This is a genomic window from Pseudomonas sp. THAF187a, from assembly GCF_009363395.1.
Lineage (GTDB): Bacteria > Pseudomonadota > Gammaproteobacteria > Pseudomonadales > Pseudomonadaceae > Aquipseudomonas > Aquipseudomonas khazarica.
Genome location: NZ_CP045349.1, coordinates 1,749,164 through 1,774,891, shown reverse-complemented (window position 1 = coordinate 1,774,891; position 25,728 = coordinate 1,749,164). Strand labels below are relative to the sequence as shown.

Genomic DNA, 25,728 nt, shown 5'->3' with positions numbered 1-25,728 from the left:
GCGCTCCGGCCATGCCTCGACCTCAGGCGACGCCGGCCAGCGGGAACAGTCGCTTGAAGTTGCTGGAGGTCTGCTCGGCCAGGGTCTCGTAGCTCACGCCACGCAGCACGGCCAGGTACTCGGCGACCTCGCGCACGTATTGCGGCAGGTTGGGCTTGCCGCGATGCGGCACCGGCGCCAGGTAAGGCGAATCAGTCTCCACCAGCAGGCGATCGGCCGGCACCTGACGGGCGACCTCGCGCAGCGCTTCGGCATTGCGGAAGGTGACGATGCCGGACAGCGAGATGTAGAAGCCGATGTCCAGCGCCGCCCTGGCCATTTCCCAGTCTTCGGTGAAGCAGTGCAGTACGCCGGCCTGCGGCAGCGCGGCTTCGCGCAGCAGCGCCAGGGTATCGGCACGGGCCTCGCGGGTATGCACGATGACCGGCTTGCCGGTGATACGCGCCGCCTCGAGGTGCAGGCGGAACGACGCCTGCTGCAGGCCGGCGGACTCGGGCTCGTAGTGGTAGTCCAACCCGGTTTCACCGATGGCCACCACCTTCGGATGCGCCAGTTCGCCCAGCAGCCAGTCGAGTGCCGGCGCCGCGCCCGGCTCTAGGTCCAGCGGGTGTATCCCCACCGAGCAGTCGACATCCGCGTAGCGCTCGGCCAGGCCTTTCACGGTCGCGGCGTTGTCGGCACTGACGCCGATGCACAGAAAATGTCCCACGCCAGCGGCGCGTGCCGCGTCCAAGGCAGCATCCAGCGAACCGCCATGGGCGGCGAGGTCGAGACGATCAAGGTGGCAGTGGGAGTCGATCAGCACAGCGGGAAACTCGGGCAAAGGGAAAGCCCGAATTGTAATCGAAAGCGGACGCTGACTGCCTGACCGGCAGGTGCCTGGCCGCGACGAGGCAGGTTCGCGGCCGGCTGCATTACATCGTGTGGGTCGGGCGGTCGGACTTCAGCGCACCGGCGAGGTAGGTCTCGATCTTGTTGCGTGCGGTGTTGTCACCGTCGTTGAACTGCACCCCGACCCCGGCAGCGCGGTTGCCCTGGGCGCCTTTCGGGGTGATCCACACCACCTTGCCGGCGACCGGGATCTTTTCCGGCTCATCCATCAGGTTGAGCAGCATGAACACTTCGTCACCGAGCTTGTAGCTCTTGTTGGTGGGGATGAAGAGACCGCCATTCTTGATGAAAGGCATATAGGCCGCATACAGCACGGACTTGTCCTTGATGGTCAGGGACAGGATTCCGTTACGGGGCCCAAGATTGGGTGGCAGGCTCATCAGCGCATTCCTAGCGTTTATTGCTTAATGGTTGATTCTAGGGCCTGTTCATGCTGCTACGCAAACCAGCGCATGGCCCACAGCCAGCAGAATGTGACGCCCTGCCGAATCCGACGGCTGCCGGGTCAGCCTCGCCCCGTGGCAGGTAGCGCAGCCCACTGCACCAGCAGGGCTTCGAGCAGCAGTACGCGATTGAGGTTGGCCTTGCCCATCACCTTCTGCCGCTGCGCCAGCAACCACTCCTGGATGGCCAGCACCTTGTCCTGCGCGGTCTTGTCCGCCAGGTACTGCACCACCTTGCGCATGTCGGCCTGGCCCAACCCCTCCTCGTCCCGGGTCAGCTGGTAACGCAGCATGAGCTGCGCCCAGTCGCAGAACCAGTCGAACAGCAGATTCAGCGGCAGCGCGTTCCAGCTCTCGGCCAACTGGCTGGGCGATACCTGCTGCTTGAGCAGCTTCTTCACGCCCTCCACCGCCTGGGCGCGCTGTTCGCGCACGCCCTGCGCGTGCATGCGCAGCGCCGCCAGGGGCGAGCCCGCAGCGAGGGTCAGCAGATCGGCACGTTCCTCGTCGCCCAGCTCGGGCAACGCCTGAGCCAGCCAGACCAGGCTCACGGCCTCGCTCGGCAACGGACAGGCCTGCTGCACGCAGCGGCTCTTGATGGTCGGCAACAGGCGACTGGGCTGATGGCTGATCAGCAACAGCACGGTGTTGCCGGACGGCTCTTCCAGGCTTTTCAGCAGTGCGTTGGCAGCATTCAGGTTCATCGCCTCGGCCGGCTCCAGCAACACCACCTTGCGCCCGCCGAGCTGCGCGGTCTGCACCACGAACTCGACCAGCTCGCGAACCTGGTCGACCTTGATCGGCTTGTCCGCCTCCTCGGGTTCGAGGACGAAGTTGTCAGGATGGGTGCCCGCCGCCAGCAGGTGACAGGACTTGCAGTTGCCGCAGGCATCCAGCCCGTTCGGGCTTAGGCACAGCAGCCGCGCCATCAGCCGCTCGGCCAGGGCGCGCTTGCCGATCCCGGCCGGGCCGTGCAGCAGATAGGCATGGGCATGCTGTGCGCGCCCGGCCAGCTGCTGCCAGAGATTCTCCTGCCAGGGGTAGACCTCAGCCACGGCACGCCTCCAGCAGACTCGGCAACAGGGCATCTATATCGGCCTGCACCTGCGCCAGGCTCTGCCCGGCATCGAGCACCCGATAGCGCTGTGGCGACTGTTCGGCACGCGCCAGGTAGGCGTGACGCACCGACTCGAAGAAGCTGCGCTGCTCCTGCTCGAAACGATCCAGGCGACCACGGGCAGCGGCGCGGGCCAGGCCGACCTCCACGGGCAGGTCGAAGATCAGCGTCAGGTCAGGACGCAGCTCACCCTGCACGAACTGCTCGAGTTGCGCGATGCGCGCCGTGGACAGACCGCGCCCACCGCCCTGGTAGGCGTAGGTGGCGTCGGTGAAACGGTCGCACAACACCACGCTGCCCCTGGCCAGGGCCGGGCGAATGACCTGCTGCAGATGCTGGGCGCGCGCGGCGAACACCAGCAGCAGCTCGGTATCGGCCGCCATCGGCTCGTCACTCGGCGCCAGCAGCAGCTCGCGAATGCGCTCGGCCAGCGGTGTTCCGCCAGGCTCGCGGGTGAGCAGCACGTCGACGCCCTGCTCGCGCAGACGTTCGGCGAGGTACTCGCGGTTGGTGCTTTTACCGGCACCTTCCGGGCCTTCCAGGGTGATGAACAGACCGGTCACGGATTGCCCTTATTCAGTTTCGGCCGCCGCGCTGGGCGCGGGGCTGGAGCGATAGTCGGCGCGGCGCTTGAGCTGGTACTCGCGCACGGCGCGATTGTGCTCGGCCAGGCTATTGGAGAACACGTGGCTGCCGTCGCCCCTGGCGACGAAATACAGCGACTTGCCTTCACGCGGGTTGAGCGCGGCATGAATGGCTTCGCGGCCGACCATGGCGATCGGCGTCGGCGGCATGCCATCGATGGTGTAGGTGTTGTAAGGCGTCGGGGTACGCAGATCGGCACGGGTGATCCGCCCCTTGTAGCGCTCGCCCATGCCGTAGATCACGGTAGGGTCGGTCTGCAGACGCATGCCGATGCGCAGGCGCCGCACGAACACACCGGCGATCTCGCCACGCTCTTCGGGTACGCCGGTTTCCTTCTCGATCATCGAGGCCATGATCAACGCATCGTAAGGCTCGCGATAGGGCAGCCCCTCGGCGCGCTGCTGCCATTCCTCGGCTAGCACGGATTCGAGGCGGGCATTGGCCTGCCTGAGCAGGTCCTCGTCGCTCATGCCACGCACGAAACGGTAGGTATCGGGGAAGAAACGCCCTTCCGGGTTCTGCCCTCCGAGGCCCAGGCGCTCCATCAGCTCGTCGTCGGAGAGATCGGCCAGGCGCTGCTGCAGACGCTCCTGGCGCGCCAGTGCAGCGCGGACCTGACGGAAGTTCCAGCCCTCGACCAGGGTCATGCTGTACTGCACCACCTCGCCGCGCCGCCACAGGTTCAGCACATCCTGGGCCGTCTGCTCGGGCAGCAGGCGGTATTCGCCGCTGTGCAGCGCCGGAGCACGCAGGTTGAAACGCCAGTACAGGCGCAGCCAGAAGGCATTGTCGATCACCCCCTCGGCTTGCAGGCGATTGAGCAGGCCGCCGGGTGTCGCGCCCGCAGGCACTTCCAGCAGCAGCTCGTCATTCAGATGCAGGGGTTGCTCGAGCGCCCTCTGCTGTTGCCAGGCGGCAACCACTACCAGCAGCGCAGCCAGTAGCACGCCGCACTCGAGCAGCACCAAGATCTTGCGTAGCACCAGTTATTTACTCAATAGGTCGCGAACGATGGCCTGCAGTTTACGGGTGAGCGGCCCGACCGGCCAGTATCGTTCCTGCAGCGCCCGTACCGGCCAGATGCCGTAGAGGCTGTTGCAGAGAAAGACTTCGTCCGCCGCCAGCAGTTCGTCGTGGGAAATGTCCCGTGATTCGATGGGCAGACCGAGGCGCTCGGCCTGATGCAGGATCTCGGCACGCATCACCCCCGCCACGCCGCAGCGCGACAGCTCGGCGGTCAGCAAGCGCCCCCCGACAACCAGGAACAGGTTGCTGTAGACGCCCTCAATCACCCGCCCCGTACAGTCACGCATCAGGCCTTCGGCGCAGTCGGCATCCTGCCATTCGGCACGTGCCAGCACCTGTTCGAGGCGATTGAGGTGCTTGAGCCCGGCCAGCAGCGGCTGCTCGGCCAGACGGGTCGCGCAGGGGAACAGGCGCACGCCCTGCTCGGCATGCTCGGCTGGGTAGTGCGGCATGGGCGCCGCCTGCAGGATACGCAGAGGCTGGCAAGGCTGTGGCGGCGCATAACCGCGCTGCCCCTGGCCACGGGTAACGGTGAGCTTGGCCACGCCGTCACCGAGCTGCGCGGCGAACGCCTGCAGCTCGTGCTGCATCAGGGTCATGTCGAGCGCGATGGACAGGCGCCGACAGCCTTGCGCAAGACGCGCCATGTACCGCGCCAGCAGCGTGATCTGCCCGCCACGCACGGCGATGGTCTCGAACAGACCATCGCCGTAAGCCAGGCCACGGTCGCGAACCGACAACTGCTCGCCGGGCGCGCCGTTGACCCAGCTCAGCATCAGCCGTGGAACCGACGGAACAGCAGCGAGCCGTTGGTGCCGCCGAAACCGAAGGAGTTCGACAGGGCGATCTCGATCGGCATGGCCTTGGCCTGGTGCGCCACGAAGTCCAGGTCGCAGCCTTCGTCCGGCTCGTCCAGGTTGATGGTCGGCGGTGCGACCTGATCGCGCAGCGCGAGGATGCTGAAGATCGCCTCCACCGCACCGGCGGCGCCCAGCAGGTGGCCGGTCATCGACTTGGTCGAGCTGACCGACAGCTGATAGGCATGCTCGCCGAACACGCTCTTCAACGCAGCCGCTTCGGCGAGATCGCCGGCCGGGGTGGAAGTGCCGTGAGCGTTGACGTACTGCACCTGGTCAGCGTTGATACCGGCATCGCGCAGGGCGTTGGCCATGCAGCGAGCGGCACCGGCGCCATCCTCGGGCGGCGAGGTCATGTGGAAGGCGTCACCGCTCATGCCGAAGCCGATCAGCTCGGCATGGATGGTGGCACCGCGCGCCTTGGCGTGCTCGAGCTCTTCCAGCACCAGCGCACCGGAGCCATCGGACAGCACGAAGCCGTCACGGCCCTTGTCCCAGGGACGACTGGCCCTGGTCGGCTCGTCGTTACGCGTGGACAGCGCACGCGCCGCGCCGAAGCCGCCCATGCCGAGGCCGCAGGCCGCCATCTCGGCACCACCGGCGACCATCACGTCGGCTTCGCCGTAGGCGATGTTGCGCGCCGCCATGCCAATGCAGTGGGTGCCCGTGGTGCACGCCGTGGCGATGGCGTAGTTCGGCCCCTGCAGACCCAGGTGGATCGACAGGAAACCGGAAATCATGTTGATGATCGAGCCCGGCACGAAGAACGGCGAAATGCGCCGTGGCCCCTGCTCGTGCAACGATTTGCAGTTGTTCTCGATATTGGTCAGGCCGCCGATGCCGGAGCCCATGGCCACACCGATACGCTCACGATTGGCGTCGGTGATATCCAGGCCGGAATCACGCACAGCCTGGAAGCAGGCAGCGAGACCGTACTGGATGAACAGGTCGAGCTTGCGCGCCTCCTTGGCGGAGAGGTACTCCTCGACGTTGAAGTCCTTGACCGACCCGCCAAAACGGGTGGAGTAGGCGGACAGGTCCATGTGTTCGATCAGACCGATGCCACTGCGCCCGGCCAAAATGCCCTGCCAGCTGCTCGGCACATCGTTACCCAGCGGCGACAGCATGCCCATACCGGTAACCACGACGCGTCTACGCGACACAGCAATCTCCTCTTGTTCTACTCAGGCGCTGCATGCGCCCTGCACGTAAAGAAAAGCCGCACGCCTGTTTAGGGCAGTGCGGCTTTTCTCGGTCAGAAAGCTGACGGTGACTTATTGCGCGTGGGCAGTCACGTAGTCGATGGCTTCCTGAACGGTGGTGATCTTCTCTGCTTGCTCGTCCGGGATCTCGGTCTCGAATTCTTCTTCGAGAGCCATCACCAGCTCAACGGTGTCAAGAGAGTCGGCACCCAGGTCTTCGACGAAGGAAGCGCTGTTGGTAACTTCCTCTTCTTTAACGCCAAGTTGCTCGGCAACGATTTTCTTGACGCGTTCTTCGATGGTGCTCATACCTTGTTTTCACTCCTAATTGGACAAATCCAGGCAGCTGGTAGCGGCCAAGTGTATAGAAAGGGTTTTTAGCATTTCAAGCTGAATGCCGGGGAGCCCCCAGGAACACTTCAACGATCTGTCTATAAACCTGTTGCAGCTTTATAACGGATTTTAGACAGCGACTATGACAGTTTTCTGATGGCTCGCGTCACATTCAGCTCATGTACATACCGCCATTCACCGGGATAGTAGCCCCGGTGACGTAACCTGCGCCATCGGAAGCCAGGAAACCGACCACCTTGGCGATCTCTTCGGCCTGCCCCAGACGACCCAGCGGAATCTGCGTCAGCAGCGCATCGCGCTGGGCTTCCGGCAGCTCGCGAGTCATGTCGGTGTCGATGAAACCAGGAGCCACCGAGTTGACCGTGATACCACGGGAACCCACTTCACGCGCCAGTGCGCGGCTGAAACCTTCCAGGCCGGCCTTGGCAGCAGCGTAGTTGACCTGCCCGGCGTTGCCCATGGCCCCAACGACGGAACCGATGTTGATGATGCGCCCGAAACGCGCCTTGGTCATGCCACGCAGCACGGCCTTGGACAGGCGGTAGAGGCTGTTCAGGTTGGTATTGATGACGTCGAACCACTCGTCGTCCTTCATGCGCAGCATCAGGTTGTCACGGGTGATACCGGCGTTGTTGACCAGGATCAACGGCTGGCCAAGATGTTGCTGGATATGTTCGAGGGTGCTGGCAACGGATTCGTCGTTGCTCACGTCGAGCACCAGGCCGGCGCCTTCGACACCATTGGCCTTCAGGGTTTCGGCAATACGCTCGGCGCCCGAGGCGCTGGTGGCGGTACCGATGACGATGGCGCCCTGACGGCCCAGCTCCAGAGCGATGGCCTGGCCGATACCACGGCTGGCGCCGGTGACCAGCGCGACTTTACCTTGCAGACTCATGTGCTTCTCCTTTCCAAAACCGTTTCAAGCCAGCGCAGCGCGAGCTGCAGCGAAGGCGTCGGGGGTATCCAGGTTGTGGGTATTGATACCCTTGACGCAGCGCTTGTTCAGACCGCCGAGCACCTTGCCCGGGCCGCACTCGACCAGATCGGTCACGCCCTGCTCGGACAGACGCACGATGGACTCGACCCAGCGCACCGGGCTGTACAGCTGAGCCAGGAGGTCGGCCTTCAGGGTGGCCAGATCGGATACCACGGCAGCACTGACGTTCTGCACGAGCGGAATCTGCGGGGCCTGCCAGCTCAGCGCCTCGACCGACTCGGCGAAACGCTCGGCGGCGGGTTTCATCAGCGCGCAGTGCGACGGCACGCTGACCGGCAGCGCCATGGCGCGCTTGGCGCCACGCGCCTTGCAGGCCTCGATGGCGCGCTCGACGGCAGCGGCGCTACCGGCAATCACCACCTGACCCGGGGCGTTGAAGTTGACCGCGCTGACCACGTCACCTTGCGCCGCCTCGGCACAAGCGGCCAGCACGTCGGCGTCCTCCAGACCGAGAATCGCCGCCATGCCGCCCTGCCCGGCCGGCACGGCCTGCTGCATCAGCTGGCCACGGCGCTCGACCAGTTTCACGGCATCGGCGAACGTGATGCTGCCAGCGGCAACCAGCGCGGAGTACTCACCCAGGCTGTGACCGGCGACGAATGCCGGCTTGGCGCCGCCCTCGGCCTGCCACAGACGCCACAGGGCGATGGAGGCCGTGAGGATGGCCGGCTGGGTCTTGTCGGTCTGGTTCAGTTGCTCTTCCGGACCTTGCTGGGTCAGCGCCCAGAGGTCGTAACCGAGGGCTTCGGAAGCCTCGCCGAAGGTATCGAGCACCAGCTTCTGCTGGGCACCGTGATCGGCGAGCATGGCCAGGGCTTGCGAACCCTGACCGGGGAAGACGAATGCGAGGGATGCAGACATGAATAAGTCCCTTGAGTCGAAAAACCAGCGCCAGGCGAGCCTGGCGCAGCAAACTGACAGTTGGATGACAGGCTACGCGCCGCGGTCACATTCCGGCCCCGTCACACAGCGAAAACGCGACGAGTCTACAACAACAAGTCCTCGAGTCGACCATGCAGTCGCTGCGGCAGATTCTCCTGCACCTCGCGCAGCGCGCAGCGAATGGCGCTCTGGAAACTCTCCTGGCCGGCGGCGCCATGGCTCTTCACGACAATGCCCTGCAGCCCGAGAAAACTCGCGCCGTTGTGCCGTGCGGGCGCCAGATCGGCCTTGAGGCGACGCAGCAGCGGCATCGCCAGGGCGCCGATGGCCTGGGCGAACAGCCCCTCCCTGAACAGCGCCTCGACCCGCCCGGTGACCATTCGCGCGAGCCCCTCGCTGGACTTGAGCAGGATGTTGCCGACGAAACCGTCGCACACCACCACGTCGGCCTCGCCGCGATAGACACCGTCACCTTCTATGTAGCCGACGAAGTTCAGCCCATGCGCCTGCTGCAGCATGCTGGCGGCGAGCTTGACCTGCTGGTTGCCCTTGATGTCCTCCGTGCCGACATTGAGCAGCGCCACCCGTGGCCGCGCGATACCCAGCGTCTCGGCCGCGACCGCGCCCATGATGGCGAACTGGTAGAGGTGCTCGGCGCTGCAGTCGACGTTGGCGCCCAGGTCCAGCAGGTAGCAATGGCCCCGCTCGGTGGGTATCGGACTGACCATGGCCGGCCGATCGATCCCCGGCAGGGTCTTGAGCAGATAGCGCGACAACGCCATCAGCGCACCGGTGTTGCCGGCACTGACGCAGGCGTGCGCCTGACGCTGCCGCACCAACTCCAGCGCCACGCGCATCGAAGCATCGGGCTTGCCGCGCAGTGCCTGAGCCGGACGCTCGTCCATGGCAATCACTTCACTGGCGTGATGAACCTGCAGGCGCGCGCGATCGACGCCGGACTGGCGAGCGAGCTGTTCTTCGATGAGGGGAGCTTGACCGACGAGGGTCAGGTGTAGCGAGGGGAACTCGGCCAGCGCGGAAATGCAGGCCGGAACAATGCAGTGGGGACCGAAGTCCCCACCCATTGCATCAATCGCGATGATCGAGGCGGACAAGGATTACTCGTCAGCGCCCTTGTCGATCACTTTACGACCGCGGTATACGCCTTCCGGAGAAACGTGGTGGCGCAGGTGAACTTCACCGGTGCTCTTCTCTACGGACAGGGCGCTGGCCTCGAGTGCGTCGTGCGAACGGCGCATATCGCGGGCGGAACGGGATTTTTTGTTCTGCTGAACAGCCATAACTCATTAACTCCTAAACGTTTGGGTCACGCTTTAACTGCGCCAATACACTGAACGGGTTGGACCGCGATACCTCGTCCTCGCCCGGCTCGGGCTCATCGAGACCGTCCGGCTGCTGGCAATCACCTGGGGCGTGAGCAGGAACGATCGGCAGGGCGAGAAGCAATTCATCCTCGACCAGACCGAGCAGCTCCAGCGGCTCCTCACCCACTTCCAGCACGTCGTAGCCCTTCGGCAAGGACTGAGTGTTCGCTCCAACCCGGACCACCGCGTATTCACATTCGCTGCGGATGGGTAGCGCGACCAGCTCCAGACAACGCTGGCAGACCATTTTGACCTCAACCTCGAGCTCACTGCGGATCACCACAGTTTTCTGCTCGTCACGCCCGAAGTGAAACTTCGCCTGCACCGCGCCCGCCGTATCGGCAAGCGGGTCGCAGAGACGCGGCAGGCTGGCCAGTTCGAGCTGCCCTTCAAGGGTAGCTTCGCGGTCGGCGAGCTTGCGCGGATCAACGTGAGGTGGAATCGGCCCATTCAACATAGGCGCAGCATTCTAGGGATGCACCCTGCCCGTGTCAAAGGAAATTGAGCCTGTATTCACCCAGGCACGACCAGTAGAATTTCTCGCCCACTTATATAAGGAAGAGAACATGCCCGCGCTGCTGCTCGCCTCCAGCTCGCCCTACCGCCGCGAACTGCTCGACCGCCTGCAACTGCCCTTCACCTGGCAGTCGCCGAGCATCGACGAAACCCGCCTGGCAGACGAAACCGGCATCGACCTGGTCAGGCGCCTGGCCGAGACGAAGGCCCGCGCACTGGCCGACCAGCACCCCGACCACCTGATCATCGGCTCGGACCAGGTCGCCATCCTCAGCGACGGCCAGATTCTCGGCAAACCCCATGACCTGCCAAGGGCCCAGCAGCAACTGCGTGCCGCCAGCGGCAGCAGCGTCACCTTTCTCACCGGCCTGGCCCTGCTCGACACCGGCAGCGGCCGATGCCAGGTCGACTGCGTTCCCTTCACCGTGCATTTTCGTCCGCTCGATGACGGACAGATCCTGCGCTACCTGCAGCGCGAACAACCTTTCGACTGCGCCGGCAGTTTCAAATCCGAGGGTCTGGGCATCAGCCTGTTCCGCAGCACGCAAGGCGAAGACGCCACCAGCCTGGTCGGCCTGCCACTGATCCGCCTGGTGGACATGCTGCTCAACGAGGGCGTCGAGATACCGTAGGGCGGGCGCAAGCCGCCGACCGAGACTGGCGGGCCACACCCGCCCTACGGGAGCATTCCTCAGCGCAGTGTCGGCCCCTGGAAGCCCATCCACAGCGCGATACGATCCGCCACACTGGTACCCAGACGCTTGGCGAAGCGATCGAACGGCGTGTCACGCTGGGTGTAGTCGACCATTTCCTTCTCGCCGATCACCTCGCGCGCCACATAGCTGGCACTGCCCAGGGCATCGATCAGACCCAACTGCAGAGCCTGCTCGCCGGACCAGATCAGGCCGGAGAACAGCTCGGGATGCTCATCCGCCTTGAGTCGCTCACCCCGCCCCTTCTTCACGCTGTCGATGAACTGACGGTGCGTGGTTTCCAGCACAGTCTTCCAGAAGCGTGTTTCCTCTTCCTTCTGCGGCTGGAACGGGTCGAGAAAGGCCTTGTGCTCGCCGGAGGTGTAGACGCGACGCTCGACACCCAGCTTCTCCATGGTATCGACGAAGCCGAAACTGGCCGCCGTGACCCCGATCGAGCCGACCAGACTGGCCTTGTCGGCGTAGATCTCGTCCGCCGCACTGGCGATGTAGTAGGCGCCGGATGCCCCGAGATCGCTGATCACCGCGTAGACCTTGGTCTGCGGGTACTCGCCACGCAGGCGACGAATCTCGTCATAGATGTAGCCCGACTGCACGGGACTGCCGCCCGGGCTATTGATACGCAGGATCACACCCTTGGTGTTGCTATCCTCGAACGCCGCACGCAGGCTGCCCACCACCTTGTCGGCACTGGCTTCCTCACGGTCGGCGATCATGCCGCGAATCTCGATCAGCGCCGTGTGCGCCGTCGTGGTCGAGGCCGACTTCAGGTCGAGCGCCGGCAACACCAGCGCCAGCGCACCGAACAGATAGATGAAGGTCAGCAGCTTGAAAAAGATCCCCCAGCGCCGAGACCGACGCTGCTCCTGCACGCTTGAAAGCAGGGTTTTCTCAAGCAGTTTCCAGCTCTTGGCATCCTCGCCCGACGACGACGATGACTTCCACTCATCCGACATGCTCACTCACCTCTGAAGGATGCTGCGCAGGGCGGCCTTCCAGCCACGCGCGCAGCTCATTGAACTCGTTGATTGCCAAACGCGGCGCACATTCACGCAGAACCGACAATGGCTGGGCACCGAAACCGACCGCTACCGCGTCCATTCCGGCATTGCGCGCCATGAGCAGATCGAAGGTCGAATCCCCCACCATCAACGCCCGCTCGGGCTGCACCCGGCAATGCGCAAGAATCTCGTGCAGCATCAGCGGATCCGGCTTGCTCGCCGTCTCGTCAGCGCAGCGGGTGATGTCGAAGTAGTCCAGCCAGCCCTTGTCCGCCAGCACCCGATGCAGCCCCTTGCGCCCCTTGCCGGTCGCGACCGCCAGACGATAGCCCTGCTCGCGAAAGACTTCGAGCGACTCGCGCACGCCATCGAACAGCGGCGACGGCTCGGTTTCCAGCGTCAGGTACTGCTCGCTGTAGGCGCGCCGAATGGCTTCGATGCGCAACGGTTCATCGAGTTCCGGATAGAGCGTGCCGATCGCCACCCCCAACTCCAGACCGATGATGCCGCGCACCGCCACATCGCTGCAGCGCGGCACGCCAGTGATATCGGCAGCGCGATGCATGGCCTCGACGATGCGGCCGATGGAGTCGACCAGCGTGCCATCCCAATCGAAGACCAGCAGTTGATAGTCAGGCACTCAGACGCTCCAGGGTCCTGGCCCACACCTCGTCCACCGGTGCCTCGAGCTTCAGCACGCCACCATCCGGCAGCGGCACATGCAGCTCGTAGGCATGCAGGAACAGGCGCTTGCCGCCCAGCTCGCGAATCTCGCGCGTGAATTCGTCATCGCCGTACTTGGAATCACCGGCGATGGAGTGCCCGGCATGCTTGGCATGCACGCGGATCTGGTGGGTACGCCCGGTGACCGGCTTGGCCTCGACCAGGGTGGCGAAGTCACCGAAGCGGCGCAGCACGCGGAACAGCGTCAGCGCCTCCTTGCCTTCCCCATCAACCTCGACCATGCGCTCGCCGGAACGCAGGTTGCTCTTCTGCAGCGGCGCATTGACCTGTTTCTTGGCCGTCGCCCAGTGCCCGCGCACCAGCGCCATGTAGCGCTTGTCGACGCCATCACCGCGCAGCGCTTCATGCAGATGACGCAGCATGCTGCGTTTCTTGGCGATCATCAGCAGACCCGAGGTATCACGATCCAGGCGGTGCACCAGCTCCAGATCCTTGGCATCGGGGCGCAGCTGGCGAAACGCCTCGATCACCCCATAGTTCAGGCCGCTGCCACCATGCACGGCGATACCCGCCGGCTTGTTCAGCACGATCAGCGCCTTGTCCTCGTAGACGATGGCTGCTTCGAGGCGCTCCAGCAGGCCCTGAGCCAGCGGCTCGGGCTCATCGCGCTCGGCCAGGCGCAACGGCGGCACCCGCACCACGTCGCCAGCCTGCAGCTTGTACTCGGGCTTGATGCGCCCCTTGTTCACGCGCACCTCGCCCTTGCGCAGGATGCGGTAAATCAGGGTCTTGGGCACGCCCTTGAGCTGTGTCCGGAGGAAATTGTCGATGCGTTGGCCGGCGAGTTCCGGTGCAACCTCGATCAGCTGGACGCCGGAGGTTGGAGAGGCAGGAGTAGTCATCGCGCAATCATAACAATTTTTTATGGAATTGAAGCACTTAATCATTGCTGCTATAGTCGCGAACGCCGCCAAAAGTGGCCTGGCTTGCGGATGATCGCCAAACTTGCCATCCCCTGCCCGCGCAACCCTTTCAGGACGTGAGGCCGTCCGACGGATTGTTCAGTGTTAGAAGGCCGCAAAAGGCCGTGAAGAATTCGGAAACAACGCCTTGAGTATGATGCGCGACTCGCCCAGTGGGGCGGTCGCGGTAACTGACAACCGCTGCGGAATCCGCGCGCGGCACCCGATTTTCAGCGATACGTGTAGGGTGGAGATGTACAACTGTCGGACTGCGTAGCTCATAGCTTGATCAAAGACGCCTCATCTCGTCCGCTTCCGCCAGTTGATTCCTCCTCCTGACTGAGTGCTTTCTGTCACCACAGCAAGCAGGAGACGTCCGTCGCGACCGCGGCCCTCGATGGCCGACCGTCGCTAGACAGTGGAACGATTTACGACCGTTTCTGACGCGCCTGACACCGACTCTGATAGTCGTGTGTGCCTAACGTGGCTTCCGCTAGCCCGGAGCCCATTGGTACCACATGAAAAGAATGCTGATTAACGCGACTCAGCCCGAAGAGTTGCGTGTTGCCCTGGTAGATGGCCAAAAACTCTACGACCTGGACATCGAGTCCGGCGCCCGCGAACAGAAGAAGGCCAACATCTACAAAGGCCGCATCACTCGCGTCGAACCCAGCCTTGAAGCCGCCTTCGTCGATTTCGGTTCCGAACGTCACGGTTTCCTCCCCCTCAAAGAAATCTCTCGCGAATACTTCTCCAAGGCCCCTGAAGGCGGCCGCGTCAATATCAAGGACGTACTCAAGGAAGGCCAGGAAGTCATCGTCCAGGTCGAGAAGGAAGAACGCGGCAACAAGGGCGCGGCCCTGACCACCTTCATCAGCCTGGCCGGCCGCTACCTGGTCCTGATGCCGAACAACCCGCGTGCAGGTGGCATCAGCCGCCGCATCGAAGGCGAAGAGCGCAACGAACTGCGTGAAGCGCTCAATGGCCTCGACGCTCCGGCCGACATGGGCCTGATCGTGCGCACCGCCGGTCTGGGCCGCTCCAGCGAAGAAATGCAGTGGGACCTCGATTACCTGCTGCAACTGTGGAGCGCCATCAAGGAAGCCTCCACCAGCCGCCCTGCCCCGTTCCTGATCTACCAGGAATCCAACGTCATCATCCGCGCCATCCGCGACTACCTGCGCCAGGACATCGGCGAAGTGCTGGTCGACAGCGTCGAAGCCCAGGAAGAAGCCCTGTCCTTCATCCAGCAGGTGATGCCGCAGTACGCCAGCAAGATCAAGCTGTACGAAGACAGCGTGCCGCTGTTCAACCGCTTCCAGATCGAAAGCCAGATCGAAACCGCCTTCCAGCGTGAAGTGAAGCTGCCGTCCGGCGGCTCCATCGTCATCGACCCGACCGAAGCCCTGGTGTCCATCGACATCAACTCGGCGCGCGCCACCAAAGGCAGCGACATCGAAGAAACCGCCCTGCAGACCAACCTGGAAGCGGCCGAGGAAATCGCCCGCCAGCTGCGCCTGCGTGACATCGGCGGCCTGATCGTCATCGACTTCATCGACATGACCCCGGCGAAGAACCAGCGCGCCGTGGAAGAGAAAGTCCGCGAAGCCCTGGAAGCCGACCGCGCCCGCGTTCAGGTTGGCCGCATCTCGCGCTTCGGCCTGCTGGAAATGTCCCGTCAGCGCCTGCGTCCGTCCCTCGGCGAGACCAGCGGCATCGTCTGCCCGCGCTGCAACGGTCAAGGCATCATCCGCGACGTCGAATCCCTGTCGCTGGCCATCCTGCGCCTGATCGAAGAAGAAGCGCTGAAGGATCGCACCGCCGAAGTCCGCGCCCAGGTACCAATCCCGGTCGCCGCCTTCCTGCTCAACGAGAAGCGCAACTCGATCACCAAGATCGAACTGCGCACCCGCGCGCGCATCGTGATCCTGCCGAACGATCACCTGGAAACGCCGCACTTCGAAGTCCAGCGCCTGCGTGACGACAGTCCGGAAGCCCTGAGCAGCCAGACCAGCTACGAAATCGCCGCCACCACCGAGGCCGAGGACGCAGCCGCCCACCCCGCCGCTGCCACCCGCACCCTGGTTCGCCAGGAAGCCGCGATCAAGGCCGCACCGCGCAGCAACGCGCCGGTCGCCGCCGAGCCGCAGGCGCAAGCGCCGCTGGCCCCCGTCAGCGCACCGGAGCCGAGCCTGTTCAAGGGCCTGGTGAAGTCGCTGGTCAGCCTGTTCGCCGGCAAGGAAGAAGAAGTCCAGCCGGCGGTGGTCGAGAAGAAGAGCAAGGAGCGTCCGCCGCGCGAAGAGCGTCGCAACGGTCGCCAGCAGAGCCGTAACCGCGGCGGTCGCCGTGGTGACGACGAGCGCAAGCCTCGTGAAGAGCGCGCCCCGCGTGAAGAGCGTCAGGCCCGCGAGCCCCGTGAAGAGCGCCAGCCGCGCGAAGAGCGTGCTCCGCGTGAAGAACGCGCACCGCGCGAAGGCCAGGAGAACCGTCGCGAGCGCAAGCCGCGCGAAGAGCGTGCCCCGCGTGAAGAGCGCGTGCGCGAACTGCGCGAGCCGCTGGACGCTGGCAACGAGCAACGCGACGAGCAGCGCGCCGAGCAGCGCGCCGAGCGCCAGCCACGCGGCGAGCGCCAGGAGCGTCAGCGTCCGCCACGCGAGGAGCGTCAGCCGCGCGCCGAGCAGACCGAGGCCGTACAGGACGAAGCGCTGCCGAACGAAGAGCAACTGCAAGACGACGAGCAGGGTAACGGCGAAGGCGAGCGCCCGCGTCGTCGCTCTCGCGGTCAGCGTCGCCGCAGCAACCGTCGCGAGCGTCAGCGTGATGCCGATGGCAACCTGATCGAGAGCGCCGAGAACAGCGAAGCCGCCGGCAACGATGCCCAGGCCGCCACCCCGGTCGCAGTCGCCACTGCCGCAGCGGTCGTTGCAGAAAGCGTCGACAGCAGCGAAGCCGTCGCCAGCGAAGCGCCGGCCGCAGAAGTGCCAGCAGTCGAGGCCGCCGAGGCTGAAGCGCCTGCCGCACAGCCGGTCGAGGCGCCAGCCGAAGCCCCAGTGAGCGACGTGGTCGAGAGCGCTGTGGTCGCCGAACCGGCGGTCGAGGCAGCCCCTGCCGCTGCAGCCGAAGAGCCGGCAGCCGTCGAAGCCCCTGCTGTCGAGCCGGTTGCACAGCCCGAGCCGGTCGTCGAAGCCGCCCAGGAACCTGCTCCGGCAGTAGCCGAGGAAGTCGCTCCGGCAGCGGAAGCAGTTCCGGCCAATGCCACCGGCCGCGCCTCGAACGACCCGCGCGAAGTGCGTCGTCGTCAGCGCGAAGCCGAGCGCCTGGCCCGTGAAGCCGCCGAAGCGGCCGCCGCCGCACCGGCCGAGCAGAACGAGCCGGCAGTCGTGGAAAGCGCCCCGGTTGAAGAGCCGAGCGCCACTGCAAGCGAAAGCGAAGAGGCAGCCCCTGCCGTCGAGCCGAGCGCTGAAGCAGCCCCTGCTGCCAGCGAGCAGGTTGCGAGCGAAGCGGTAGAACAGGCACAGCCGGAAGAAGAAGCGGCCGCCGAGAAGGAGGAGATCAAACCTCAGGTTTGATCCTCCGGCGGTACGCAAAAAGGGGATGCCTAGGCATCCCCTTTTTCATGTCCGCTTTCCGTCACCGCGAGTGAAGTGCCTGGAGCAGCGCATGCTCCAGGAGCGCGTCAGAGAACGTTGGGTTCGATTTCCAGGGCGACGCCGAATCGCGCCAGCACATCGCCCTGGATGCGCTGCGCCAGGGCCAGCAGTTGCGCGCCCGTGGCGTGGCCATGGTTGACCAGCACCAGCGCCTGCAGGCGATGCACTGCGGCATCCCCGTCACGAAAGCCCTTCCACCCTGCCCGCTCGATCAGCCAGCCGGCCGCCAGCTTGACCAGGCCATCGCCCGCCGGGTAGCTGACCAGATCGGCGTGCTGCGCACGAATGCGCTCGGCCAGCTCGAACGACACCACCGGGTTCTTGAAGAAGCTGCCGGCGTTGCCCAGCTCGGCCGGGTCCGGCAGTTTCTCGCTGCGAATGGCGCAGATCGCCCGACTGACATCGCTCGCCGTCGGCGCCTCGATCCCCATCTCGACCAGGCGCTGGCGCACCGGGCCATAGTCCAGACGCAGCGCGGCCTGGCGAGCCAGGCGAAAACGCACGCGCAGGATCAACCAGCGCCCGGCCTCACGCTTGAACAGGCTGTCGCGGTAGGCAAAGGCACACTCCTCCAGCGCGAACTCGCGCAGCTCGCCGCTGTGACGATCCAGCGCGGTCAGCCCGACGAACAGGTCCTTGACCTCCACGCCATAGGCACCGATGTTCTGCATCGGCGCAGCACCGACGGTGCCGGGAATCAGGCTGAGGTTCTCCAGGCCGCTGAAGCCCTGTGCCAGGCTCCACTGCACGAACGGATGCCAGGGCTCGCCGGCCTCGGCCTCGACCAGCACCTGCTCGCCAGCATCGTCGAGAACCCGCAGGCCACGACTGGCCATGCGCAGCACCAGCGCCTCGACATCGCCCGTCAGCAGCAGGTTGCTGCCACCGCCGACCACCAGCAGGGGCAGGCCCCGTTGTTCGGCCAGGCTCAGCGCCTCGCGCACCTCGGCATCGTCATGCGCCTCGGCGAACAGCCGCGCACGCACATCGACGCCAAAACTGTTGAACGGCTTGAGCGACATGTCGCTCTGCAGGTTGAGTGTCACAGGCGCCCCTTGATCTCGATCAGCAATGCATCGCAGGCCTGCTCGATCAGGTCCAGCACCTGCTCGAAGCCATCCTCACCGCCGTAGTACGGGTCCGGCACCTCGTCCAGAGCCAGGTCGAAACGACGCAGGTACAGATCGAGCTCGGCACGGGCGCCGGCCGGACGCAGCGCCTGCAGATTGCGCAGGTTGCTCTGGTCCATGGCCAGGATCAGGTCGAAGCGCTGAAAGTCCGCGACCTCGACCTGGCGTGCACGCTGCGCCGACAGGTCATAGCCGCGACGCTGCGCCGCCTGGCGGGTGCGGCTGTCCGGCGCCTTGCCCACGTGCCAGTCACCAGTGCCGGCGGAATCCACCTGCACCTGCCCTTCCAGACCGACTGCGCGCAGCTTGTGACGGAAGACGCCTTCGGCGGTGGGCGAGCGGCAGATGTTGCCCAGGCAAACGAAGAGAACCTTCATCAGGCCCCCAGCAGGTGACGAACCCGTTCCAGGTCTTCGGCGGTATCCACACCGGCGGCCGGCGCTTCGAGGGCATCGGCGACATGGATGCGCACACCGTTGTAGAGCGCGCGCAGCTGCTCCAGGCACTCGGTGTCTTCCAGCCAGCACGGACCCCAGGCGACGAAGTCATGCAGGAAACCGGCACGGTAGGCGTAGATACCGATGTGACGGCGGTACGGCACGCCTTGCGGCAGCACGTCGCGGTCCTTGGCGAAGGCATCGCGCGCCCAGGCCAGCGGCGCACGGCTGAAGGTCAGGGCCAGGCCGTTCTTGTCGGCCACCACCTTGACCACGTTGGGGTTGAACAGCGCCGCGACGTCCTCGATCGGCTCCGCCAGCGTGGCGATGCCGGCCTGCGGATTGGCCGCCAGGTTGGCCGCCACCTGATCGATGATCAGCGGCGGAATCAGCGGTTCGTCGCCCTGCACGTTGACCACGATGGCATCGGCGGACAATCCGAGCTGGGTGGCGACCTCGGCCAGGCGGTCGGTGCCGGAGTTGTGATCCTCGCGGGTCAGCAGCACCTCGGCGCCGAACGCGCTACAGGCCTCGACGATGCCGGCGTCGTCGGTGGCGATCACCACCCGGCTGGCCGAACTCTTCCGAGCCTGCTCCCAGACATGCTGGACCATGGGCTTGCCGGCGATGTCCTGCAGCGGCTTGCCTGGCAGGCGGGTGGAGGCGTAACGGGCGGGAATGACGACAGTGAAGGCAGCGCTCATTTACTTGTCCAGACGCTCGTCAGTGGTCAGGGTACGGGCTTCGCTCTCCAGCATCACCGGAATGCCGTCGCGAATCGGGTAGGCCACGCCGGCGCCCTTGCTGATCAGTTCGGTCTTGTCTTCGGAGAGCTGCAGCGGGCCCTTGCAGATCGGGCAGGCGAGGATATCGAGCAGTTTGAGGTCCATGACGCAGTCCTTGGATGGGGTTACGAAGACCCCGGTATGAGACGGGTCAGCTCCGCATCCAGCCAGTCGACGAAGGCCTGCGTAGGCACGGCATCGACAGCCAGATACCACCAGTCGGCGGCGGCGAAGGCCCGGCATTTCACCGCATCCTTCTCCGTCATCAGCAGCGGCAGCGATGGCTCGAAGCTGAGCTGCGCCAGATCGTACTGGGCATGGTCGGCGAAGGGGTGCGGAACCGGCCGCCAGTTTAGCGCTTCGAGGGTATTGAAGAAACGCTGCGGATTGCCGATGCCGGCCACTGCATGCACCGCCTGCCCCGCCGGAAAATGTTCGAGCGCGACGCGCTCGCCGCTGGCCAGATTGACCAGCGCACTGGGCTGCAGCTGGAAGGCGTAGCCGTCTGCGCGATCCGCCTCGGCGCCGTTGTACAGCACCGCATCGACCGCCTGCAGACGCTCGGCAGGCTCGCGCAGCGGCCCCGCCGGCAGGCAGCGGCGATTGCCCAGACCGCGTGCGGCATCGATCAGCACCAGCTCCAGGTCGCGCGCCAGGCGATAGTGCTGCAGGCCGTCGTCGCAGAGGATCAGGTCCAGCGGCTCCTCGGCCAGCAGCGCCCGCACGGCGCGACTGCGGTCCGGGTCGATCATCAGCGGCACATCCGTGCGCTGCACGATCAACAGCGGCTCGTCACCGGCCTCCGCCGCAGGCTGCTCGGCACGCACCCGCCAGGGCAGGCTCGGCGGCGTGGCGCCGTAGCCGCGGCTGACCACGCCGACCCTGAGGCCGCGAGCCCGGCAATGTTCGATGAGAAAGAGGATCAACGGGGTCTTGCCGGTGCCGCCGACGGTGACGTTGCCCACCACCAGCACCGGCACGGGGGCGCGGTAGATGTCACCCTCGCCCGCCAGGAAACGCGCGCGCTTGCCCTGCACCACGCGGCGGTACAGCCACTCCAGCGGGCGCAACAGCGCCAGCGCCGGGTGGCCGCGGTACCAGGCCTCGAGCAAGCGATCGGCGGCGCTCAATCAGGGCGCTTCCTGTGCTTCCACCGTGGTCATGCGCAGGTGTGCGAAGCCCAGCTTGCCGGCGGCATCCATGGCCGTGATCACCGCCTGATGCGGGGTCTTGCCATCGGCGCTGATGATCAGCGGCAGGCTGTTGTCACCGCCGGACTCTTTCTGCAGCGCCGCCATCAGGTTGCTCAGGTTGCTTTCCAGCAGGGCCTTGCCGTTCACCGAATAGGCGCCGTCGGCAGCGATCAGCACTTCGACCTGCTTGAGCTCGGTCTGCTCCGGTGGCGTGCCACTGACCGCCTCGGGCAGGTCGACCTTGAGCTGGGTCTCACGGGTAAAGGTGGTGGTGACCACGAAGAACAGCAGCAGGATGAACACCACGTCGATCAACGAGGCCAGGTTGATCTCGACGTTCTCCCGCGGTTTGCGCCGGAATTTCACGCCTTGCCCTCGCCCAGGTCGACGTCACGGTCACCTTGCACCATCTCCACCAGCTTGATCGCCTCCTGCTCCATGCCCACCACCAGCTCGTCGACACGACGTTGCAGGTAGCGGTGGAAGAACAGCGCCGGGATCGCCACGATCAGGCCTGCCGCAGTGGTGATCAGCGCCTTGGAGATACCGCCGGCGAGCATCGGCGCATTGGCCATGCCCGCGCCCATGAAGGAGCTGAAGATTTCGATCATGCCCAGCACGGTACCGAGCAGGCCGAGCAACGGTGCGATGCCGGCGATGGTGCCGAGGGCGTTGAGGTAGCGCTCCAGATCATGAATGACGCGGGCGGCGGCCTCTTCGATGCACTCCTTCATGATCTCGCGACCATGCTTGGAGTTGGCCAGGCCAGCAGCCAGGATCTGCCCGAGCGGCGAATGCTCACGCAGCTCCTTGAGCTTCTGGTTGTTCAGTTTCTTGTCCTTGATCCAGCGCCATACCTGGGCCAGCAGATTGGCCGGCGTGACGCGGGCGGGCCGCAGGGTCCACAGGCGCTCGGCAACGATACCGGCAGCAGCGATGGAACAGAGAATGATCGGCAGCATCATCCAGCCGCCAGCTTTGACCAGTTCCCACACGGTAGAGATTCCCCCTCGAAAAAGTGGCGCCACTCTAGCATAGGGTGGGTCACCCGCCGACCGCCGCCGTTCTCATTTTTCCCGCCAGAAGCGTGCCTCGCTTCGCAACCCGCGCGGTGCGAGCCACTTGCCCAGGCGCAGATGCAGCGCACCGGCATACGCGGTGTCATGCACCGCCACGCCCGCCGCCTGGTAACGCGCCAGCACCTGCGGGTGCGGATGGCCGAAGGCATTGTGCCGGCTGCGCGTGATCAGCACGTGCTGCGGCCCGACCGCGTCGATGAAGCGCTGGCTGGAGGAACTGCGGCTGCCGTGATGCGGAGCCAGCAGCCAGTGCGACGCCAGCGGGAAGCCCGATTGCACCAGCGCCTGTTCGGCCGCCGCATCGATGTCGCCGGTCAACAGCAAGCGCTCCCCCTCAGCCTCCACCTGCAAGACGCAGGAACGCGGGTTGCCTGGCGCCGCCTGCGGCCATTGCCACAACCTGAAGGTCACGCCATCCCACTGCCAGCTGCGCCCGGACTCGCAGGCCTCGGCAGCCAGGCTTCGCGCGAGACGCGCCGGCTCGCCACTGATGACCCGCGCCACCGGCATGCCAGCCGCCACGGCCGTCGCCCCACCAGCATGATCGTTGTCGGCGTGGCTGACCAGCAACAGGTCGAGCCGCCGGAGGTTCAGCGCACGCAGCGACGGCAGGACGATACGTTCGCCGCTGTCGAAGTCGCCGAAGCGCGGCCCGGCGTCGTACAGCAGGCTGTGCTCGCGGGTCCGCACCAGAACCGACAAGCCCTGGCCGACATCCAGGACCCAGACGTCGGCCTGCCCGTCCTCGGGCCCTTGCGCCGATACCAGCAGCGCGGGCAGCAGCAGCGCCAGCCCCGGCAAGCGCAGTGGCACACCGGCAGGCAGCAACAGCAACGCGGCCCCCAGCGCCGCCAACGACCAGACCCACCACGGCAACTCGCTGGGCAACCAGGCGGGCAACCAGCCGGCGATCAGGCCGAGCAGCGCGAAGAGCAGCTGCAATGCCCCGCCGGCCAGCCACAGCAAGCCCTCGCCGAGCAGAGGCACCGGCAACAGCAGCGTACCGAACAGCGCCAGCGGCACCACCACCAGCCCTACCCAGGGCACGGCGAGCAGATTGGCCAGGGGCCCGCTGCTGCTGACCGGCAGCCCGAGGATCAACATCATCGGCAACAGGCCGATCGCCGTAGTCCATTGCGCACGTGTCAGCCCGCGCCACCAGCCCCAGGTACCCAGCCGCCCGGCAAAGGCCAGCGCAAGCACGGCGACCGCCGAGAACGACAGCCAGAAGCCCGGCTGCAGGGACGCCAGCGGCTCCAGCAACAGCACCACCAGCAGAGCCGCCAACAGCGGCCAGGCAGCGCCCAGGTGACGAAAGCGCAGGCGCCACAACAGCACCAGGGCAACCATCACGCAGGCCCTGCGCACCGGCACCTCGAACCCGGCCAGCAGGCCATAGATCAGCGCGCCGCCCAAGGCCAGCGCGCAGGCGCAAGGCAACCACGGCAGGCGCTGCGGCCAAACCCCGAGCCTGGCCAGCAGCGCCACCAGTCCATAGAGGAAACCGGACAGCAGGGCGATGTGCTGCCCGGAGATAACCATCAGGTGGACGGTGCCGGTGTGCTGCAACAGACGCCAGTCCTCCGCCGTCAGGCCGGAGCCATCGCCGAGCACCAGTGCGGCAATGCCGCCCTGCCGTCCCCAGGCGGGCACCGCCAGCAGGCGCTGGCGCAGGGCGTCGCGCCAGCTGCCCAGGCCAGTGGCCGGGGCCAGGCGCTCCCCCGACTTGATCGTCCCCGTGGCGCCGATGCGCTGGGCCAGCAGCCAGGCTTCGTAATCGAAACGCTGCGGATTGACCAGGCCATGGGGACGCTTGAGATTGACTGCCAGACGCCAACGCTCGCCAGCCAGCACCGGTGGCCCGCCATACCAGGCCAGGCGCATCCTGGCGGGCAGTTCGGCACGCCGTGAACGGGCGTCCTGCAACTGGAAGCGAAGCACACCGTCGGCCGCTTCCGGCAAGCCGACCACCTGCCCTTCCAGCCACAGGGTGCGCCCATCCAGCGCCACGCCCAGGCGATCATCCAGTGCCCATTGCGCGGAGCAGCAGGCCCAGGCCAGCCCCAGCAGGAAGAAGCCCAGGGGATAGCCCCGCGAGAACAGCAGCGCGAGCGCGCAAGCGGCCATGAGCAGCAGCATCCCGGCGGACGGCAGGCCCGGCAGAAAGCGCAACGCCAGCAAACCCAGGGCCAGCGCCAACATCCCTGTACGCATCGAGCCTCCCTGCTCGTCGAGCTCAGCCGAGCGCATCCGGCGCTCAACTTAGGTCACAATATGGAAACGCTGACGATGACGAATCCGTGCATAATATCGGCGCTTTTGCCTGCCCAGAGACTCTTCATGCCGCGTCGTTTATTCAAGCGCTACTTGCCCAACCCCGACAGTATCAAGGGTAACAAGTCCCTGCGCTTTCTCGGCAAGCTCATCCACGACCCCAATCTCTGGCACCTCAACCGCCATTCGGTCGCCCGTGGCATGGCCATCGGCCTGTTCTGGGCGATGATCCCCATGCCCATGCAGATGCTGGCCGCCGCTGCGGTGGCGATTCCCCTGCGGGCGAACCTGCCCATTTCCATCGGCCTGGTCTGGCTGACCAACCCGATCACCATGCCGCCGGTGTTCTACTGCACCTACAAGTTCGGCGCCTGGCTGAGCAACTCACCCGCCGTGCGCATGCCCAGCCACCTCAGCCTGGAGTGGATCACCGCCGAGCTGTCGATGCTGTGGAAACCGTTGCTGCTGGGCTCCTTCGTGGCGGGCCTGATCCTCGCCGTGCTCGGTTACGTGCTGACCATGGCGTACTGGCGCTGGTGGGTGCAGCGCAGCTGGCGCAAGCGCCAGGAACGTCGCCGCCAGCAGCAGTAATCTCAACCAGGCGCAGCATGGCGCCAGGAGACGGATACGCATGAACGAGCCGGGCTTTCGCATACGACGCCTGAGCGGGTTGGGCGTGGAGATCGTCGAGGCCGACTCCGACCGCAGCTTCGCACGCCATATCCACGAACAGTTCGGCATCGGCCAGATCCTCCAGGGCGCCCAGCGCTCGGCCAGCGGCCGGGGCCAGGTACAGGCGCAAGCCGGCGACCTGATCTCGCTCAACCCCGGTGAAGTCCACGATGGCGCACCACTGGGTGGCAACGCCCGGCGCTGGCGGATGCTGTACTTCGAGCCCGAGCGGATCGCCCAGGCCTTCGCCGACATGGCCAGTGACGGCGGCCCGACGCCCAGCGAACTGGCCTATCCGGTACTGCGCAAGCGCCAGGCCAGCCATGCCTTCGCGGCGCTGTACCGGGCCATCGCCCAGCCAGGCATGCCAGCGGCGCAACTGGCCGGCGAGCAGACCCTGCCGGTGCTGCTCGCGCACCTTCTGGAACAGCGTCCGGGCAAGCCTCTGGCCGCCGGAAACGGTGCCAGCCGAGCCAAGGCGCTGATCGACGACGACCCCATGGCCCCCCTGACGCTGGCGCTGCTGGCGGAGCAGGCGCAGCTCAGCCGCTTCCAGCTGGTGCGCGCCTTCTCCCGCCTGACTGGACTGACGCCCCACGCCTACCTGCTGCAACGACGCCTGCTCAAGGCGCGCCAGCTGGTAGCCGCCGGCCTGCCCCTGGCCGAGGCTGCAGCCACTGCGGGCTTTGCCGACCAGAGCCACATGAGCCGCCACTTCGTGCGCTGCTTCGGCTTCACCCCAGGACTGTACGCCCGCCCGGGACGCTGAGCACCCCTGCAATTTCGTTCAAGATCGTCCGGAACACGACTCGACAGACTGCGGGCTCACTCGT

At 65.7% G+C, this 25,728-nt stretch carries 28 protein-coding genes; 4 read left to right on the top strand and 24 right to left on the bottom strand.

Features of this window, described 5'->3' with window-relative positions; genetic code table 11:
• Positions 1 to 22: 22 nt before the first annotated feature.
• The 13 genes from FIV02_RS08305 to FIV02_RS08245 form a co-directional block, all read right to left on the bottom strand.
• Positions 23 to 805 (bottom strand): TatD family hydrolase, encoded by a 783-nt coding sequence (locus FIV02_RS08305; RefSeq protein WP_152488337.1) that lies wholly within the window; start codon positions 803 to 805, stop codon positions 23 to 25.
• Between the two features lie 109 nt (positions 806 to 914).
• Positions 915 to 1,271 carry a PilZ domain-containing protein gene (locus FIV02_RS08300; RefSeq protein ID WP_003245164.1) on the bottom strand — a complete coding sequence of 119 codons (357 nt, stop codon included), beginning with the start codon at positions 1,269 to 1,271 and terminating at the stop codon, positions 915 to 917.
• Between the two features lie 125 nt (positions 1,272 to 1,396).
• Positions 1,397 to 2,389 carry a DNA polymerase III subunit delta' gene (locus tag FIV02_RS08295; RefSeq protein WP_152488336.1) on the bottom strand — a complete coding sequence of 331 codons (993 nt, stop codon included), beginning with the start codon at positions 2,387 to 2,389 and terminating at the stop codon, positions 1,397 to 1,399.
• A complete protein-coding gene (gene tmk, locus FIV02_RS08290; protein ID WP_037048525.1) occupies positions 2,382 to 3,014 on the bottom strand; it encodes a dTMP kinase in 633 nt (210 codons plus the stop codon). Before tmk ends, FIV02_RS08295 begins: the two co-directional genes overlap by 8 nt.
• Before the next feature lie 9 nt (positions 3,015 to 3,023).
• Positions 3,024 to 4,079 carry an endolytic transglycosylase MltG gene (gene mltG, locus FIV02_RS08285; RefSeq protein WP_047591261.1) on the bottom strand — a complete coding sequence of 352 codons (1,056 nt, stop codon included), beginning with the start codon at positions 4,077 to 4,079 and terminating at the stop codon, positions 3,024 to 3,026.
• Positions 4,080 to 4,082: 3 nt separating this feature from the next.
• Complete coding sequence (gene pabC, locus FIV02_RS08280; protein WP_152488335.1) at positions 4,083 to 4,898, bottom strand: aminodeoxychorismate lyase; 816 nt, start codon at positions 4,896 to 4,898, stop codon at positions 4,083 to 4,085.
• On the bottom strand, positions 4,898 to 6,142 hold the full coding sequence (gene fabF, locus FIV02_RS08275) for a beta-ketoacyl-ACP synthase II (protein ID WP_037048531.1): 1,245 nt from the start codon (positions 6,140 to 6,142) through the stop codon (positions 4,898 to 4,900). The genes pabC and fabF overlap by 1 nt, the downstream gene beginning before the upstream one ends.
• Before the next feature lie 111 nt (positions 6,143 to 6,253).
• Positions 6,254 to 6,490: an acyl carrier protein gene (gene acpP, locus FIV02_RS08270; RefSeq protein ID WP_003245177.1), complete on the bottom strand. Its 237-nt coding sequence runs from the start codon at positions 6,488 to 6,490 to the stop codon at positions 6,254 to 6,256.
• 196 nt (positions 6,491 to 6,686) lie between these two features.
• Positions 6,687 to 7,430, bottom strand: coding sequence for a 3-oxoacyl-ACP reductase FabG (fabG, locus tag FIV02_RS08265; protein ID WP_037048534.1), 744 nt, complete (start codon positions 7,428 to 7,430; stop codon positions 6,687 to 6,689).
• Between the two features lie 24 nt (positions 7,431 to 7,454).
• Positions 7,455 to 8,393, bottom strand: a complete 939-nt coding sequence (fabD, locus tag FIV02_RS08260) for an ACP S-malonyltransferase (protein ID WP_152488334.1) — start codon at positions 8,391 to 8,393, stop codon at positions 7,455 to 7,457.
• A 125-nt stretch (positions 8,394 to 8,518) separates the two neighbouring features.
• Positions 8,519 to 9,529, bottom strand: a complete 1,011-nt coding sequence (gene plsX / locus FIV02_RS08255; RefSeq protein ID WP_081876437.1) for a phosphate acyltransferase PlsX — start codon at positions 9,527 to 9,529, stop codon at positions 8,519 to 8,521.
• A 3-nt stretch (positions 9,530 to 9,532) separates the two neighbouring features.
• The gene (gene rpmF, locus FIV02_RS08250; protein WP_037048542.1) at positions 9,533 to 9,715 is read right to left on the bottom strand and encodes a 50S ribosomal protein L32; all 183 of its coding nucleotides are present in this window, start codon (positions 9,713 to 9,715) and stop codon (positions 9,533 to 9,535) included.
• Between the two features lie 13 nt (positions 9,716 to 9,728).
• Positions 9,729 to 10,256 (bottom strand): YceD family protein, encoded by a 528-nt coding sequence (locus FIV02_RS08245; protein ID WP_037048544.1) that lies wholly within the window; start codon positions 10,254 to 10,256, stop codon positions 9,729 to 9,731.
• Positions 10,257 to 10,365: 109 nt separating this feature from the next.
• Here FIV02_RS08245 and FIV02_RS08240 point away from each other — a divergent pair, with 109 nt between their 5' ends.
• Complete coding sequence (locus tag FIV02_RS08240; protein ID WP_152488333.1) at positions 10,366 to 10,947, top strand: nucleoside triphosphate pyrophosphatase; 582 nt, start codon at positions 10,366 to 10,368, stop codon at positions 10,945 to 10,947.
• Positions 10,948 to 11,006: 59 nt separating this feature from the next.
• Here FIV02_RS08240 and sppA read toward each other — a convergent pair whose 3' ends face one another.
• The 3 genes from sppA to rluC are packed head-to-tail and all read right to left on the bottom strand — an operon-like array spanning position 11,007 to position 13,615.
• Positions 11,007 to 11,984, bottom strand: coding sequence for a signal peptide peptidase SppA (gene sppA, locus FIV02_RS08235; protein ID WP_037048549.1), 978 nt, complete (start codon positions 11,982 to 11,984; stop codon positions 11,007 to 11,009).
• The gene (locus FIV02_RS08230; RefSeq protein WP_152488332.1) at positions 11,974 to 12,669 is read right to left on the bottom strand and encodes an HAD-IA family hydrolase; all 696 of its coding nucleotides are present in this window, start codon (positions 12,667 to 12,669) and stop codon (positions 11,974 to 11,976) included. Before FIV02_RS08230 ends, sppA begins: the two co-directional genes overlap by 11 nt.
• Positions 12,662 to 13,615, bottom strand: a complete 954-nt coding sequence (rluC, locus tag FIV02_RS08225) for a 23S rRNA pseudouridine(955/2504/2580) synthase RluC (RefSeq protein ID WP_047591277.1) — start codon at positions 13,613 to 13,615, stop codon at positions 12,662 to 12,664. Before rluC ends, FIV02_RS08230 begins: the two co-directional genes overlap by 8 nt.
• Before the next feature lie 578 nt (positions 13,616 to 14,193).
• Between rluC and rne the strand changes: the two genes are divergently transcribed.
• Entirely contained in the window at positions 14,194 to 17,244 is a 3,051-nt protein-coding gene (gene rne / locus FIV02_RS08220; protein ID WP_152488331.1) for a ribonuclease E, read from the top strand.
• A gap of 107 nt (positions 17,245 to 17,351) precedes the next feature.
• Here rne and murB read toward each other — a convergent pair whose 3' ends face one another.
• The 8 genes from murB to FIV02_RS08180 all read right to left on the bottom strand — a co-directional run bounded on the left by murB (position 17,352) and on the right by FIV02_RS08180 (position 24,163).
• Positions 17,352 to 18,371, bottom strand: coding sequence for a UDP-N-acetylmuramate dehydrogenase (gene murB / locus FIV02_RS08215; RefSeq protein WP_152488330.1), 1,020 nt, complete (start codon positions 18,369 to 18,371; stop codon positions 17,352 to 17,354).
• Positions 18,368 to 18,832: a low molecular weight protein-tyrosine-phosphatase gene (locus FIV02_RS08210; protein WP_152488329.1), complete on the bottom strand. Its 465-nt coding sequence runs from the start codon at positions 18,830 to 18,832 to the stop codon at positions 18,368 to 18,370. The genes murB and FIV02_RS08210 overlap by 4 nt, the downstream gene beginning before the upstream one ends.
• The gene (gene kdsB, locus FIV02_RS08205; RefSeq protein ID WP_152488328.1) at positions 18,832 to 19,596 is read right to left on the bottom strand and encodes a 3-deoxy-manno-octulosonate cytidylyltransferase; all 765 of its coding nucleotides are present in this window, start codon (positions 19,594 to 19,596) and stop codon (positions 18,832 to 18,834) included. The genes FIV02_RS08210 and kdsB overlap by 1 nt, the downstream gene beginning before the upstream one ends.
• Positions 19,597 to 19,782: a Trm112 family protein gene (locus FIV02_RS08200; RefSeq protein ID WP_003245207.1), complete on the bottom strand. Its 186-nt coding sequence runs from the start codon at positions 19,780 to 19,782 to the stop codon at positions 19,597 to 19,599.
• 20 nt (positions 19,783 to 19,802) lie between these two features.
• Positions 19,803 to 20,807, bottom strand: a complete 1,005-nt coding sequence (lpxK, locus tag FIV02_RS08195; RefSeq protein ID WP_152488327.1) for a tetraacyldisaccharide 4'-kinase — start codon at positions 20,805 to 20,807, stop codon at positions 19,803 to 19,805.
• Entirely contained in the window at positions 20,808 to 21,236 is a 429-nt protein-coding gene (locus FIV02_RS08190) for a biopolymer transporter ExbD (RefSeq protein ID WP_152488326.1), read from the bottom strand.
• Positions 21,233 to 21,865, bottom strand: coding sequence for a MotA/TolQ/ExbB proton channel family protein (locus FIV02_RS08185; protein ID WP_037048580.1), 633 nt, complete (start codon positions 21,863 to 21,865; stop codon positions 21,233 to 21,235). The genes FIV02_RS08190 and FIV02_RS08185 overlap by 4 nt, the downstream gene beginning before the upstream one ends.
• A 72-nt stretch (positions 21,866 to 21,937) precedes the next feature.
• A complete protein-coding gene (locus FIV02_RS08180) occupies positions 21,938 to 24,163 on the bottom strand; it encodes a DNA internalization-related competence protein ComEC/Rec2 (protein ID WP_256663103.1) in 2,226 nt (741 codons plus the stop codon).
• 126 nt (positions 24,164 to 24,289) lie between these two features.
• On the opposite strand from FIV02_RS08180, the gene FIV02_RS08175 reads away from it, so the two are divergent.
• Complete coding sequence (locus tag FIV02_RS08175) at positions 24,290 to 24,814, top strand: DUF2062 domain-containing protein (protein WP_047589826.1); 525 nt, start codon at positions 24,290 to 24,292, stop codon at positions 24,812 to 24,814.
• A 40-nt stretch (positions 24,815 to 24,854) separates the two neighbouring features.
• Entirely contained in the window at positions 24,855 to 25,664 is an 810-nt protein-coding gene (locus FIV02_RS08170; RefSeq protein ID WP_152488325.1) for an AraC family transcriptional regulator, read from the top strand.
• Positions 25,665 to 25,728 lie beyond the last annotated feature (64 nt).